Here is a 14,400-nt window from a genome sequence, read left to right on the forward strand (position 1 = left end):
ATAAGTAGTTGATTCCACATAATTGTTACAAACATTATTATAGAATTTGATTCTTATGAAGTCACAAGACATACGAACTACTTTTTTAGATTTCTTTTCAAAGAAACAACACCAGATTGTACCTTCATCACCGATGGTATTAAAAAATGACCCCACCCTAATGTTTACCAATTCTGGGATGGCACCATTTAAGGAATATTTTTTAGGAAATGCCATACCTAAGAGCAGTAGAATTTCTGATTCTCAAAAATGCTTACGTGTTTCTGGAAAACACAATGATTTAGAAGAAGTAGGTTATGACACTTACCACCATACCATGTTTGAAATGCTTGGCAACTGGAGCTTTGGAGATTACTTTAAAAAAGAAGCTATTGCTTGGGCATGGGAACTTTTAACTGAGGTATATAAAATTGACAAAAGCATTTTATATGTTACCGTATTTGAAGGTAGTGATGATAAAGATCAACTTTCTTTAGACCAAGAAGCTTACGATTATTGGAAGCAAATTATTCCTGAGGATCGAATATTGATGGGGAATAAAAAGGATAATTTTTGGGAAATGGGAGAGCAAGGACCTTGTGGACCCTGTTCAGAAATTCATGTTGACATAAGAACTCCTGAAGAGAAAAAAGCGGTTGATGGAAAAACATTAGTCAACCAAGATCATCCACAAGTTGTTGAGATATGGAACTTGGTTTTTATGCAGTACAACAGAAAAGCGAATGGCACCTTAGAAGACCTCCCTGCAAAGCATATTGATACAGGAATGGGGTTTGAACGCTTGTGTATGGTATTGCAATCGGTTAGTTCTAATTATGATACAGATGTATTTACTCCATTAATTAGAGAAGTAGAAACCATTACAAGTGCACGTTATGGCAAAGATCAAAAAACAGACATCGCAATCCGAGTTATTGTAGATCACGTTCGTGCTGTTGCTTTTTCTATTGCTGATGGACAACTACCTAGCAATACTGGAGCTGGATATGTAATTAGACGAATTCTACGAAGAGCAATTCGTTATGGATTTACTTTCTTAGATCAAAAGGAGCCATTTATTTTTAAATTGGCTGATGCTTTAAGCGATCAAATGGGAGATGCTTTTCCTGAGATTAGAAAACAGGCTAGCCTAGTTCACAATGTTATAAAAGAAGAAGAACAATCGTTTTTAAGAACATTAGATCAGGGTTTAATCTTATTAGAACGTGTGATCGAAACCACTAAAGACAAAACAATTTCAGGATCAAAGGCCTTTGAATTGTACGACACTTATGGCTTCCCTCTAGATTTAACTCAATTGATAGCCCGAGAAAAAGGAATGCAAGTAGACAGCGTTGCTTTTGCTAAAGAAATGGAGAAACAAAAACTGCGTTCACGTTCTGCATCAGCCTCTGAAACAAGTGATTGGACTACCCTTGTAGAAGATGAAGTAGAAGAATTTGTAGGCTATGATACACTAGAAACACAAGTAAAAATAACACGATACAGAAAAGTAATCTCTAAAAAAGATGGAGAACAATATCAGTTGGTTTTTAACCTAACTCCTTTTTATCCAGAAGGTGGAGGTCAAGTAGGTGATAAAGGCTATTTAGAATCAGCAAATGGTGATGTGATTTATATTACAGACACTAAAAAAGAAAACAACCTGATTATCCATTTTGCAAAAAATTTACCAAAACACCCATCAGAAACCCTTAAGGCAATTGTAAACAAAGAAAGTAGATCCTTATCTGCAAGCAATCATTCTGCCACCCACCTTTTGCATCAAGCATTGCGAACCATCCTAGGGACGCACGTAGAGCAAAAAGGATCTTTGGTAAGTCCGGATTATTTACGCTTTGATTTCTCACATTTTTCTAAGGTAAATGCAGATCAAATTCAAGAAATTGAAGATTTTGTCAACGCTAGAATTAGAGAAAATATTCCATTACAGGAGCAACGTAATATTCCTATGCAAAAAGCAATTGACGAAGGTGCTATGGCTTTGTTTGGAGAAAAATATGGAGATACGGTTAGAGCAATCCGTTTTGGAAAATCCATAGAACTATGTGGAGGAATTCACGTAACCAATACAAGCGACATTTGGCATTTTAAAATTAAATCTGAAGGAGCTGTAGCTTCTGGAATCCGAAGAATTGAAGCCATCACAAACCGTGCAGTGGGGAGCTATTTTGAAGAGCTTGACAAAAACTTTAATGATATTAAAGCCCTTTTAAAGAACCCTGCACAACCCGTAAAAGCAATTAGTAGCTTACAAGATGAAAATGCTGCATTAAAAAAAGAAGTGGAACTTTTATTAAAAGAAAAAGCACAAAATTTACTTGGAGAGTACAATCAACAATTAAAAGAAATAAACGGAGTCCTCTTTTTAGCAAGCACTACAGATCTTGATGCAAACGGGATTAAAAATGTTTCTTTTGAATTGGGGAACAAGCACAAAAATTTATTCCTTGTTTTTGGTAGCTCAGCAAATAACAAGGCCTTACTAACCTGTTATATTTCTAAAGAATTGGTAGATGAGAAAAACTTAGATGCAGGCAAAGTTGTCAGAGAACTCGGTACCTTTATTAATGGTGGCGGTGGAGGTCAAAAATTTTATGCCACTGCAGGTGGTAAAAATCCTGGTGGGTTAAAAGACGCTCTTAACAAAGCGAAAGATTACCTGCTTTAATAATTAAAGCATTTATATACAGCTAAAAGGTTCAATATTTTTAATACTATTGGACCTTTTATTTTTTATATATTGAACCTTCGAAATTGAACAACTATGAAACTTCAAACAACTTTAAGATTAAAGAAGGAGCCTTTAAACACCATAGACTATAGCGCTACTATTTTAATGTTAGGTTCTTGTTTTTCAGAAAACATCGGTAAAAAATTAACTTATTTTAAGTTTCAAACAAAGGTAAACCCCTTTGGAATTCTGTTTCACCCGCAAGCAATAGAAACGTTTATCACCCATAGCATTAACAACAAAAAGTACACAGAAGAAGATCTATTTTTCTACCAAGAGCGATGGCATAGTTTTGATGCCCACTCTAGTTTTAGCAATCCCGACAAATCTGCCTTATTAGAAAACTTAAACACTGCCATTCAAAACACTCATAAAGATCTACGTGAGGCAAGTCATTTAGTATTAACACTAGGAACTGCCTGGGTATATAGACATGTAGCCGATGATCAAATTGTTGCGAACTGTCATAAAGTTGAACAGAAAAAATTCTTAAAAGAGCTCTTAAGCCCTATTGAGATTGAGCAAAGCCTAGAGGCTATTATAGCTCTTATAAAAAGTATCAATCCGACAATTACCATACTTTTAACCATCTCACCTGTTCGACATCTAAAGGATGGGTTTATTGAGAACACCCAAAGCAAATCACACTTAATTGCTGCAGTTCACAATGTGACTGCCCCTAATAACAAGGTCTATTATTTCCCAAGCTATGAACTCATGATGGATGAGTTAAGGGATTATCGTTTTTACTCCGAAGACCTCGTACACCCAAACAAAACGGCTATTGACTATATTTGGGAAAAGTTTTGTACAACTTGGATGGCTTCTGATACTGAAAACACCATGAAAATAATCGATGGAATCCAACGGGATCTTGCTCACAGACCTTTCTACGAACAATCAGAACAGCATCAACAGTTTTTAAAAAAATTGGCTGCAAAGAAAGAACGCATCCTAAAAGAGTTCCCAAATATTCAATTCTAAGTACGACAAATGCCGTATTGCATTTTTTAAAGAATTTTAAGATTTTTACCGAACAAATTTTGTAAAGATGTTAAAATCAATTTTTTACCCAACAACCCAGACTGCTTTTGTTTGGATCAGCGCTCTGTATCTTATTTTCTTATTGATTATAGGAAAGGCAGATGCCATGACCATCCTTTTTGTGTATTTTGTAGAAACGCTAATTATTGGAGTTTTTAATGCCCTAAAAATGTACAAGACCATTGCATTTAGAAAAAAGGAGGATGGAAAAATTAGCTTTGTGTTGATTCCATTTTTTATATTTCACTATGGTTTTTTTGTCGCGATACAATCTATTTTTGGATTCGCTTTGTTTGGCATGGAGGCTACAAATTTTATTAAAGAACCTTTTCATATTATTGAAAACTATGGACTTATTTTCCAATTAGAAGGCATCCAATACGCACTTCCTGCAATTGTCTTTAATCACTTAGGGAATTTTTTCTTTGACTTTATAAAAAACAAAAAGTACACAAAATTTGAAGCTCATGAAATCATGTTCAAACCTTATGTTCGAATAATTATTCAACAGTTTGTGGTGATACTTTCCTTCTTTTTTATTGCTTTCGGAAATGCTGGCCTGATTGCAGCGCTAATCCTTATAGCTCTTCGTCTTTGTATAGATTTAGGCTTAAACGCCATTAAAGAAGATTCTGAAATCTTGGACTATTTATCTAGCAAACTAGCCAACCAGAAGGCTAGCAAAGAAGAAATAAAAAAACAACTCCTCAATTTTACCGAGTAAAAACAAAAATACGAAAAACTCCCTATTGCATTAATTTTCAGGTTTTTAGATTTTTGAAATCTATTATAGTTTAAAAATTATTAAACGATAAAAAAACCATGTGATGGAAGAAAAGCTATTAATCCATTGGAAATACACTGACAAAGAGTGGGAAAATTATGTAGAAAAAGAAAAATCAAATAAAGTAGAAGACAATATTTATATGGGCATAGCCATCTTTGTTTTTGGAACCATTGTTTTAATGCTCTCCAGAGACACCTCACTGCTAACAGGCTTGTTTTTTTCAATACCATTTGCAATATTGATTCCTTTTTTAAGGATAAAATTAAGTTACAGACATCTAAAAAAAGGAGTTAAGAATCCTGAAATAAAAGTCTTTACAAACTCATTATTAATAAACAACCATAAAATTGTCCTCTTTGCAGATAAAAGGCATGTAAGGCAGCTTAGCATTGTTGATACAGAAGACAATCTACAACTCTTAGAATTTGATGTTGAATGGTCTACTAGAAATGGTCCTACCAATGATGAATTTAGGATTCCCATCCCCATAGACAAAATGGAAGAAGCTCAAAACTTTGTTAAAAAGCACCAGTTTTAACTTGCCTTTTCATTAAAAATAAGGCATTTGCCGTATTTCACCAGAGCTTAAAAAACAAGACTTTTGACCTGTTTAATACTAAATAGTTTGTTTTTAGGGTGATTGATGGTTGCTCCCCCCAGCCATCATGTCTCTAATACTAATAAAATAACAATATGAAAAAAATAATCTTACACCTTACAGCGCTTCTTCTATTCTCTTTTACTGGATTCTCACAAGCTGATGAATATAATTTAAAAACTGAAAATCTTCACAAAAAAGTAAAGAAAACACGTACTCATTATTATATGTACCATGGAAAGAGCAAAGGCTTTGTTAAACTCTCAGTTACAGAAAACACCTACAACGATGACGGTAATTTAATCGAAAGGTTTTATGACTACACTAGTTCTTATGACGGAACAAAATCTACGAGTTCAACCCTTTACAATTACAATTCAAAGGGGCAGTTAATAAGCACACAAGATGTTAGCGCAAAAAAGAGCAAATACTCTAGCTACTACCGTTTTTTTTATGACGGCAATGGAAATCCAACAAAAAAGGAAGTACATTATACGGATGGTTCCATTGCAACTGTTGTTTATACGTATGACTCTAAAAACAGAAGAATATCTATGGAAAACAACTCTTCAAGCGGAGTAATGACCAGCCGTACAAGATATGAGTACAATGGAGACAAAAAAACAGAAATAAGACAAAGCTTTAACATAAAAGACGGAAGCATCTCAGGTACATACACGACAGTTTATAAGGATGATTTAAGAATTTCATACAAATCAGATACGACTTACGGAAAAAGTGGCTTTACTTATAAATATGACAAAAATGACAATATCATTGCCACTACATACGAAGAAGATCCTAATTCTGGCACCAGCTATAACTATGCTTATGATTCTAAAGGAAATTGGACCAAAAAGCATTATAAATCAGGAAACAATCACTATTTCTACTTTAGAGAAGTACAATTTAAAAATGGAGATAAAAGCGGTAGTTCAAATTTCGATGCAAATTTTGTGAATCAACATCAAGGTATTAACAATAGTGCTGTTGTTCCGTTGACACCAACAAAAGTAACAAACACGACAGCAGATGTAATGCCTGTATTTACATCAAAGAACTGGGCGTTTAACTATGTAAATTTAGACAATACAGTTTCTGCCTTAAAGGGAGATGTTAAATTACAGGTGCTTGACAACTCAAAAATGGCCATTGGCACCACTGTAAAAATCACTTACTCTTTTGGTGGAAAAGATTATATGGACAGGTATAATGTCACCTCGTTTGATGACACCAGTGAATATTCTTTTTGGACCTTAAAATCTTTAGTTAAAGAAACCACATTAAGTATTACCCTATACAAGCAAAAACAATATGTTGAAACTAGAGATTTGTACTTAGCGGGTGTGGTTATGTTTAGTTTTAACAATAAAAAAACTTCTTTTTATTTAGAATAATGATGGCACAACTCTTAGACCATAGTTTACTCTTATATAGTATTGGAACAATTATTTTTATGTTAGTTACATATCTTTTCATTACTTTTAATCAGTTTAAAGTAACTGCTAGTCAATCTATCAGTGAACTAAAAAATGAGCTATTAAAAGAAAAAATTGTTCGCTATCATTATCAAAAGTATACTAAAGAGCTAGAAAATTTGGAAGAATCAACCCAAATTAAATTTCAAAATATACGACTGAAAATCATGAATATGGATTTTACTTTGAGTGAGCTTTTTAAAAATTTATCTTAAATATGAATCATTCATTCGTAAAAAAACCAACAACTTATTTAGCACTATTATTTCTTTTTCTAGTTGGAGGACTGTCTGTATATGGGCAACAAGAAAAAATAGACCAGTTAAAAAAGGACTTATTAAAAAACAACTTAACAGATTCTGCAAAAATAAAGGTCTTTGGTGATTTGGGTTGGTATTATGGAAACATCAATATCGATTCTTCCTTTTTCTTTACAAAAAAAGGATTGGAGCTATCAATAGAAACAAAAAATCAGCAAGGTTTAGGGCAATCCTACAATGATTTGGGCATCATTTTTTACAGAACATCTCAATACGATGATGCCATTATAAATTACAAAAAATCTTTAAACTTCAGAAAAAAACTCAATGATTCTGTAGGGGTTGCTGGCTTGTACTCTAAAATCGCCATAACCTTTCAACAAATGGATGTATTGGATTCAGCTTTGTTTTACAACAAGAAAGCAACAACAATATATGAGGCCTTAAAAATGGATCGATTTGTAGACACTAACTTAAGTAACGCTGCAAACATCTATCTAAATTTACAGCATTATCCGAAGGCCCTAGAAATCCAATTAGAAGTTTTAGAAAAAAGAAAGAAGAGAAACAATGTATTAGAATTGGCTGAATCTCATGTGAATATTGGAAACATTTATCAAAAGCTACTAGACTTTGAAAATTGTAAAAAATATTATGATATCGCAGAAAAACTTGGAGAAGAAAATAATTTAATTCGCCTTTTATCGCCTTTATATAACAATTATGGAAATATTTATAGAAGTGAAGGCAACATAAAAGAAGCCCTTAAATACTACGAGAAAGCCTATGCGATTCGAAAAACATTAGATGACGAACATGGAATTGCAAGTGTTACCGGAAACCTAGCTGTTTTATATTTAGAAGAAGGAAAAATTAATCTTGCTAGTTTTTATTTTTATACTTCAATTGCAAAAGCAAAGAAGGTAAAAGCTAAAAAAATTGAATCAAATGCCTATAAAAGTTTAGCCATTTTAAAAAGCTATCAAAAAGAATTGGATAGTGCTTTTTGGTATCAAACAAAATTTAATGAGCTAGAAACAGAACTAAACAGTGAAAAAGTAATCAAACAGATAGCCGAAATTGAAACCAAGTATGAAACTGAAAAGAAAGAAAAAGAGATTGCTGTTCAAAAGGAACAATTGTTAAAAAATGAACTGCTCATTAAAAACAAAAATTTATACGCAATTTTAATTACCTCAGCTTTATTAATTCTAGGCATTATTTCTTTTGGTTATTACAAAAGGAATCAATTTAAGAAGAAACAATTACAAAAAGAGATTGACCTTAAAGATGCGCTTTCAGCCATTAAAACTCAAAACAGACTGCAAGAACAACGCTTGCGAATTTCTAGAGATTTACATGACAATATTGGGTCACAGCTTACTTTTATTATATCTTCTATTGACAATTTAAAATATGTTTCAAAAGACATTGGCGAAAAACTTAGCACGAAGCTTTCTGAGATTAGCCTCTTTACTTCTGATACTATATTCCAATTGCGGGATACCATTTGGGCAATGAACAAAAATGAAATCACTTTTGATGACATTCATACTCGTGTATTATCTTTTGTCGAGAAAGCAAAAACTGCCGCACCGAATACAAGTTTTAATGTCGACAATAAAGTTGATCGTGAATTCTCATTTACTTCTATAGCTGGGATCAACGTATTTAGAGTGCTGCAAGAAGCCATCAACAATGCCATTAAGTACGCAGAGGCAACTGAAATAAACATACTATTAACAACAAAGAATGATCACTTCTGTATTGAGATTTGTGACAATGGTAAGGGCTTTGACATCAAAACGGTCACTTTAGGCAATGGACTGAGTAATATGGAAAAAAGAATGCAAGAGATTGATGGCACTATACAAATAGACGCTACAGAAAACAAAGGCACTTGCATTGAGCTGTTATTAAATAAGTAAAACAGCTTATTGAGTTGCGAAAACAAAAAGAGTACATTTGAATGAATCAACAAAGTAAGTTTCTATGAGTATTAAGATTTGTATAGCAGAAGACAACTATTTTTTAGCAAAAGCCATTCGTGAAAAAATTTTATTTTTTGATGATATCTCATTTAAATTTACTGCCGTAAACGGAGCAGAGTTAATCGGAAAACTTGAAGAAAACCACAATATTGATGTTATTCTGATGGATATTCAGATGCCAGAAATGGATGGCATTAAAGCCACAGAGATAGTAAAATCAAAGTACCCACATATAAAGGTTATCATGCTTACCGTAGTTGATGATGACGATTATGTGTTTAATGCCATCAAGGCTGGAGCAAATGGATACCTGCTAAAAGAGATAAATCCAGAAAAATTACACCAATGTATTTTAGAAGTCATGCAAGGGGGCGCACCTATGACTCCAAGTATTGCCTTAAAAACTTTAAATTTATTAAGAAACCCTATTTCTGATCAAGCTAAAAAAACAACAACTGAAAATATTAGTTTAAGCAATCGCGAAATTGAAATTTTAGAGCACTTAAGTAAAGGTTTAAAATACAACGATATAGCTGATAATTTAATCATTTCACCTGCGACTGTAAGAAAACACATCGAAAATATTTACAAAAAACTACAAGTACATAATAAAATTGAAGCACTGTTAAAAGCACAACAACACAAATTAATTTAAATTAATTCGTTTTTTTTTATTAAATTTATCCCAGTAATCATAATTCCCCTCAATACAAATGTTTAAAAAAGCACTTTTAGGAATATTTATTGGAAGCTTGATTGGAGTCTTTACGACTTCTTTCTTCTTACCTACTGGTACCGCGATAAATGAATTATTCCTTACAAAAATTACTGCCACATCAATAATTACAGGGTTATTTAGCGGAATCTATGCTCACCTATCAAAATCGAAATTGCAAATATTTTTGATTTCCATTTTAATTGGAATGCTTGTCTTCTACACAAAATACCTGATTACAGGGCATAATTTTGACCCGCTAACTATGGGGGCTTTTACCGGCGCCTTATTGGGTGGTATTTTTGCTACTATTAGAAAAATTGAAGTATCGCTTACAGTGATGCGTCGATTACGAAGACATCGAGAAGCTGGCTTTAACAAATATGGCTATTAAAGATATTGGTCTACATTTTGCCAAGGTCCTCCATTAATAACATCCAAACCTTCTTTGGTTAAAAACTGAGTTGCTTGGGCGCTTCTCCCTCCACTTTTACAAACAGCGATTACAGGTTTTTTTAAGGCTTTAAGCTCATCTATTTTTAAGGGAATTAAATTTAATACGATATGCATTGCTCCATCGCTGTGCCCTTCATCCCATTCCATTTTTGTTCTTACGTCTAGAACGACTGCTCCTCTTTCTAAATAATTTTTAATTTCTGAACTCATATCTTTTCTTTTAAATATATCTAATATTCCCATTTAATTTATTTTTTAACTTTTACACAAGTTTAATCCGTTAACAACAAGAGTCTTGTACTCTTCTTCTTGTGCTAATTTCTCTAAATAGTCTTTTAATTGATTTTCTATGGCATAGCCTCGCTGTTTTGATAGCTCATAAAGCTCTAATGGCAATAGCCAATCTTTTGGATACACTTGTTTAAGAGTGTCAAAAACAGAAGCTAGTTGCTGCTCATCACCTAAATCATGAGTTCTATAATCTCGTACTTGACCGTACAATTTATATAGTGCCTTTTCTTGATCTGTATAGCTTAATTTATGCGTTTTAGTTTCTGACAACTTACTGGTGTTTTCAAATGAATTAGGGTCTGCCGGACCTGCATAGGCCGAAACAACTTTTTTGCCGACTGCCATATCATATATACCCCACGCAGGATCAAATAAAATTTCATCCTGAAAACTAACCGTACAGTTTTTAAAAGAAATTAATAAAATCTCTCCTTTAAGGTTACGGGTTCCTGTAATTACTTCACCCACTACTTTGACACCTCCTTCAAACTCTAAAACAGTTTGCTTGCCTTCATAGATTCCATAGACCTCTAAATCTCTTGGACTCATATCCTCTATTGGAATATTGATACCTTTTAATTTACCTACGGGACTTCCAAAACCTTCTGCATGGTATGAAACGCCATGTCCTATTAACTCTTTATCTTTACAAGACAAGGCAGTAGGCCCAGTAGTTTGAACGTACACAACGCTTTTATCATTTGCAATTACCCTGATAAAATGACCAGACACCTGAATTCCGGTACTCAATTCAATGGTACCTAAGTTTTCAGAATCAATGAGTTTTTGCACACCAGACAAACCTCCAGTTCTTAATCCCATGGTACTTGCAAACTGTTCAAGAACCAAACTTAATTTTGCAAAATCTGGGGTAACAAAAAGCTGGGGTTGTGGTTTGGTAATATCAAAACTAACTTTTGCGGCTTCTATAGAATAAGCTCTTTTTTCTACCTGATCAGTAAGACACCAAGCGCTTTCTCCAATAGAAGATAATAGCCCTGCTCCATAAATCTTTGGTTGCTCAAGACTACCAATCAAACCATATTCTACAGTCCACCAATGCAAGTTCCTTATCTGAGCCATTTCTGATAATTCGCCCATCGTATTTTGTGCAAGCTCTACTGCATCTTGTGCTTTTTTAATTTCATCTTCTGTAGAATTTGGATCCTCTTTTAAAATAGACAACAGTCTAATTGCTTCGTAAATTTCATGATCCTTAGCAGAAGAAATGGCTTTGCTTCCAATTTCTCCAAACCGTCTTAAATATTCTGCGTACTCAGGATTTGCAATAATGGGTGCATGACCTGCAGCCTCGTGAATAATGTCAGGAGCTGGTGTATATTCTATATGATTGATCGTTCGCATATCAGATGCGATGACCAAGACATTATAAGCTTGAAACTCCATAAATGCATTAGGCGGAATAAAGCCATCAACAGAGACAGCTGCCCATCCTATGTCCTTTAAAATTCGATTCATTCCTTCCATTTGCGGAATCGATGAAACAGAAATACCTGTTTTTTGTAAACCTTCTATATAAGACTCATGTGCTACTTTGCTAAGAAAATCAATATTCATACGCATTACATAACGCCAAACTGCCTGATTCTGTGCTGTATATTCATCATAAGGTTGCTTAACAATGAATTTATGCAAGTGTTTAGGGAGTTTCCTTGTAATCTCATTCCAAATAATAGGACTGTCTTTTGTCATAAAAGTGAACACTTAATTTACTTGATTTCTACTCCGTAAAGTTAATCATTTTGGTTTGGTTTTCAAGTTTTCTTTATAAAAAGCGCTATTTTAGTATCTTAGCAAAACCTAATTAAAAAATTTAATTGAAAACTACTTCTCTTTACCGGTACACTCTAATTTTTTTGATTTTTTTTTGCTGGAATTGCCAACAAAAAAGCACCATCTCTATAGACCTTTCAAATAAAATTGTAACTCCCAAAACCTATGTTGTTCACAAGACATCGTCTAACATGATTATTGATGGAAAAGCAGAGGAAGAGAGTTGGAAAACCGCTTTATTTACAGATGAATTTATAGACATTGAAGGTATTAAAACACCCAGTCAGAAGACACAAGTTAAAATGCTTTGGGATGAGGATTATTTATATGTCTATGCCAAACTTTATGAAGCACATATTTGGGGTGATATTACCAAGCGAGATGCCGTAATCTACTACAACAATGATTTTGAAGTCTTTATAGACCCCTCTAACACAACTCATAATTATGGAGAAATAGAGATTAATGCATTGGGCACTGTTTGGGATTTAAACTTAAATAAGCCCTATTACTTAGGAGGTAAAGCAAAAAACAGCTGGCATTTAGAAAATCTTAAATCTGCAATTTATATTGATGGAACCATAAACAACCCTGATGATTTAGACAATTTTTGGTCTGTAGAAATTGCCATTCCTTTAGCTAATATTTATGAGTTGAAAGCTGGAAGAAAAGGAGTTCCAAAAAACGAAGAACAGTGGCGCATAAATTTCTCAAGAGTTCAATGGGACTATGATCTAAAAAACAAACGCTATTCTAGAAAAAAGGAAGCTGGTAAATTTTTACCAGAATACAACTGGGTTTGGTCAAATCAGGGAGCTATTAACATGCATTTACCAGAGAACTGGGGCTATCTTCAATTTTCGGATCAAACGGCTTCAAAAAAAATTAAATTTAAACAGCAAACAGATCATCTATCCGAGCAATTGAGCTATGCCTTGTTTCGTGAAATCGCTTTCAAAAGCCTTCAAAACTTAAAGACTGTAAAGCCTGGAACAGCAATTAATTTTGCAACAATTATTTATAAAGATTGCCAACTTGAAGCAAGTTTCTTAAAAACCTATGCCGGTTTTACAATCAAAACGACAAACACAAAAACAGGGACTTCTTACATCATTAAAGAAGACGGAGCTCTCTTAAGAAAAACATCCTAATCATTTTAGTATCATGAAACAAATCATCCTTTTTATACTGCTTTCTGTTTTGTTTTCTTGTAAAACAAACACCTCCAAAGAACCTTCTAAAAAAAAGACATTTACTTTTAGCTCCTGGGGTTCAGCGGGTGCTAATTTTAAAGAACAAGACTGGGAAAAGAAACTAACCTATTATGATTCTTTGGGGATTAGTGAGCTTTTAATAGGAGCTTCTCCTGCGATTTTAGCAAAGTTAGTTCCGATGGCCGCTAAAAAAAACATTAAAATTCACGGCTGGATGTGGACACTTAACAGACCCGGTGACACTGTGGCTAAAAAACATCCCGAATGGTATGCAGTAAACAGAAAGGGTCAAAACTCATTAGACTACAGAGCGTATGTAGATTATTATCAATGGCTTAGCCCTTTTCATCCAGGTGCTAGAAATCACATTATTAACAATGCCAAAAAGCTAATGGAAGTAAAGGGATTGGCTTCTGTTCATTTGGATTATGTTAGATACCCTGACGTTATTTTGGGAGCCGACTTACAACCCAAATACAATTTAGTCCAAGAGACAGAAATGCCAGAATACGATTACGATTACCATCCAATAGCAAGAGCGGAATTCAAAAAAATCTTTGACAAAGACCCACTAAATTTTAAACACCCTGAACTATCTACAGAGTGGCGTCAATTTCGACTAAATGCAATCACGAGTTTAGTGAATGAAATTAGTGACCTAGCACATGCAAAAAAATTAAAAGTAACGGCTGCTGTATTCCCTTTTCCAGAAATGTCTCGCCAAATGGTTCGTCAAGCATGGAATGATTGGAATCTAGACACCGCTTACCCAATGCTATATCAAAACTTCTACAGAGAAAACATCAACTGGATTGGTTTTGCTACCAAACAAGGTGTCTCTGACGTCAGTTTTCCTGTGATTTCTGGGCTATATGCTCCTGGGTTAAAAGACCCAGCTGATTTAGAAAAAGCAATTAGAATTGCTAAAAAAAATGGTGCCTCTGGTATTTCTATATTTACAGCGGATGGTCTTTCAAAAGAACAAAAGGCTGTTTTTGTAAAATTAAAAAAAGAATGGGGCATCAAATGATCAATTTG

Annotated in this window: 13 protein-coding genes; 11 read left to right on the forward strand and 2 right to left on the reverse strand. The window is 33.8% G+C overall.

Annotation, left to right across the window (positions count from 1 at the left end; genetic code table 11):
- Positions 1-55 precede the first annotated feature (55 nt).
- From alaS to WHC90_RS06435, 9 genes are all read left to right on the forward strand, one after another.
- On the forward strand, positions 56-2,671 hold the full coding sequence (alaS, locus tag WHC90_RS06395) for an alanine--tRNA ligase (RefSeq protein ID WP_188597650.1): 2,616 nt from the start codon (positions 56-58) through the stop codon (positions 2,669-2,671).
- Positions 2,672-2,767: 96 nt separating this feature from the next.
- The gene (locus WHC90_RS06400) at positions 2,768-3,718 is read left to right on the forward strand and encodes a GSCFA domain-containing protein (RefSeq protein WP_188597651.1); all 951 of its coding nucleotides are present in this window, start codon (positions 2,768-2,770) and stop codon (positions 3,716-3,718) included.
- Positions 3,719-3,785: 67 nt separating this feature from the next.
- Complete coding sequence (locus tag WHC90_RS06405) at positions 3,786-4,502, forward strand: DUF6498-containing protein (RefSeq protein WP_188597652.1); 717 nt, start codon at positions 3,786-3,788, stop codon at positions 4,500-4,502.
- Between the two features lie 103 nt (positions 4,503-4,605).
- Complete coding sequence (locus WHC90_RS06410; protein ID WP_188597653.1) at positions 4,606-5,103, forward strand: hypothetical protein; 498 nt, start codon at positions 4,606-4,608, stop codon at positions 5,101-5,103.
- Positions 5,104-5,258: 155 nt separating this feature from the next.
- A complete protein-coding gene (locus WHC90_RS06415) occupies positions 5,259-6,560 on the forward strand; it encodes a hypothetical protein (protein ID WP_188597654.1) in 1,302 nt (433 codons plus the stop codon).
- Positions 6,560-6,856, forward strand: coding sequence for a hypothetical protein (locus WHC90_RS06420; protein ID WP_188597655.1), 297 nt, complete (start codon positions 6,560-6,562; stop codon positions 6,854-6,856). Before WHC90_RS06415 ends, WHC90_RS06420 begins: the two co-directional genes overlap by 1 nt.
- A 2-nt stretch (positions 6,857-6,858) precedes the next feature.
- Complete coding sequence (locus tag WHC90_RS06425; protein WP_188597656.1) at positions 6,859-8,829, forward strand: tetratricopeptide repeat-containing sensor histidine kinase; 1,971 nt, start codon at positions 6,859-6,861, stop codon at positions 8,827-8,829.
- Positions 8,830-8,893: 64 nt separating this feature from the next.
- A complete protein-coding gene (locus WHC90_RS06430) occupies positions 8,894-9,547 on the forward strand; it encodes a response regulator (protein WP_188597657.1) in 654 nt (217 codons plus the stop codon).
- 58 nt (positions 9,548-9,605) lie between these two features.
- Positions 9,606-10,001 carry a hypothetical protein gene (locus WHC90_RS06435; protein ID WP_188597658.1) on the forward strand — a complete coding sequence of 132 codons (396 nt, stop codon included), beginning with the start codon at positions 9,606-9,608 and terminating at the stop codon, positions 9,999-10,001.
- On the opposite strand, the gene WHC90_RS06440 is transcribed toward WHC90_RS06435, so the two are convergent.
- Positions 9,998-10,306: a rhodanese-like domain-containing protein gene (locus WHC90_RS06440; protein WP_229664881.1), complete on the reverse strand. Its 309-nt coding sequence runs from the start codon at positions 10,304-10,306 to the stop codon at positions 9,998-10,000. The genes WHC90_RS06435 and WHC90_RS06440 overlap by 4 nt on opposite strands.
- A 12-nt stretch (positions 10,307-10,318) precedes the next feature.
- Positions 10,319-12,067, reverse strand: a complete 1,749-nt coding sequence (locus tag WHC90_RS06445) for an aromatic amino acid hydroxylase (protein WP_188597659.1) — start codon at positions 12,065-12,067, stop codon at positions 10,319-10,321.
- Between the two features lie 164 nt (positions 12,068-12,231).
- Here WHC90_RS06445 and WHC90_RS06450 point away from each other — a divergent pair, with 164 nt between their 5' ends.
- Together WHC90_RS06450 and WHC90_RS06455 are read left to right on the forward strand one after the other, a co-directional pair.
- Positions 12,232-13,299, forward strand: a complete 1,068-nt coding sequence (locus tag WHC90_RS06450; protein WP_229664882.1) for a carbohydrate-binding family 9-like protein — start codon at positions 12,232-12,234, stop codon at positions 13,297-13,299.
- Between the two features lie 13 nt (positions 13,300-13,312).
- Complete coding sequence (locus tag WHC90_RS06455; protein WP_188597660.1) at positions 13,313-14,392, forward strand: family 10 glycosylhydrolase; 1,080 nt, start codon at positions 13,313-13,315, stop codon at positions 14,390-14,392.
- Positions 14,393-14,400: the final 8 nt, after the last annotated feature.

It is taken from the genome of Polaribacter pacificus (assembly GCF_038024035.1).
GTDB classification, from domain to species: domain Bacteria; phylum Bacteroidota; class Bacteroidia; order Flavobacteriales; family Flavobacteriaceae; genus Polaribacter; species Polaribacter pacificus.

What these genes read in the sequence shown, in the direction of transcription:
- alaS (WP_188597650.1), top strand. Translation starts at nt 56, where the DNA reads ATGAAGTCACAAGACATACGAACTACTTTTTTAGATTTCTTTTCAAAG.
- WHC90_RS06400 (WP_188597651.1), top strand. Translation starts at nt 2,768, where the DNA reads ATGAAACTTCAAACAACTTTAAGATTAAAGAAGGAGCCTTTAAACACC.
- WHC90_RS06405 (WP_188597652.1), top strand. Translation starts at nt 3,786, where the DNA reads ATGTTAAAATCAATTTTTTACCCAACAACCCAGACTGCTTTTGTTTGG.
- WHC90_RS06410 (WP_188597653.1), top strand. Translation starts at nt 4,606, where the DNA reads ATGGAAGAAAAGCTATTAATCCATTGGAAATACACTGACAAAGAGTGG.
- WHC90_RS06415 (WP_188597654.1), top strand. Translation starts at nt 5,259, where the DNA reads ATGAAAAAAATAATCTTACACCTTACAGCGCTTCTTCTATTCTCTTTT.
- WHC90_RS06420 (WP_188597655.1), top strand. Translation starts at nt 6,560, where the DNA reads ATGATGGCACAACTCTTAGACCATAGTTTACTCTTATATAGTATTGGA.
- WHC90_RS06425 (WP_188597656.1), top strand. Translation starts at nt 6,859, where the DNA reads ATGAATCATTCATTCGTAAAAAAACCAACAACTTATTTAGCACTATTA.
- WHC90_RS06430 (WP_188597657.1), top strand. Translation starts at nt 8,894, where the DNA reads ATGAGTATTAAGATTTGTATAGCAGAAGACAACTATTTTTTAGCAAAA.
- WHC90_RS06435 (WP_188597658.1), top strand. Translation starts at nt 9,606, where the DNA reads ATGTTTAAAAAAGCACTTTTAGGAATATTTATTGGAAGCTTGATTGGA.
- WHC90_RS06440 (WP_229664881.1), bottom strand. Translation starts at nt 10,306, where the DNA reads ATGGGAATATTAGATATATTTAAAAGAAAAGATATGAGTTCAGAAATT.
- WHC90_RS06445 (WP_188597659.1), bottom strand. Translation starts at nt 12,067, where the DNA reads ATGACAAAAGACAGTCCTATTATTTGGAATGAGATTACAAGGAAACTC.
- WHC90_RS06455 (WP_188597660.1), top strand. Translation starts at nt 13,313, where the DNA reads ATGAAACAAATCATCCTTTTTATACTGCTTTCTGTTTTGTTTTCTTGT.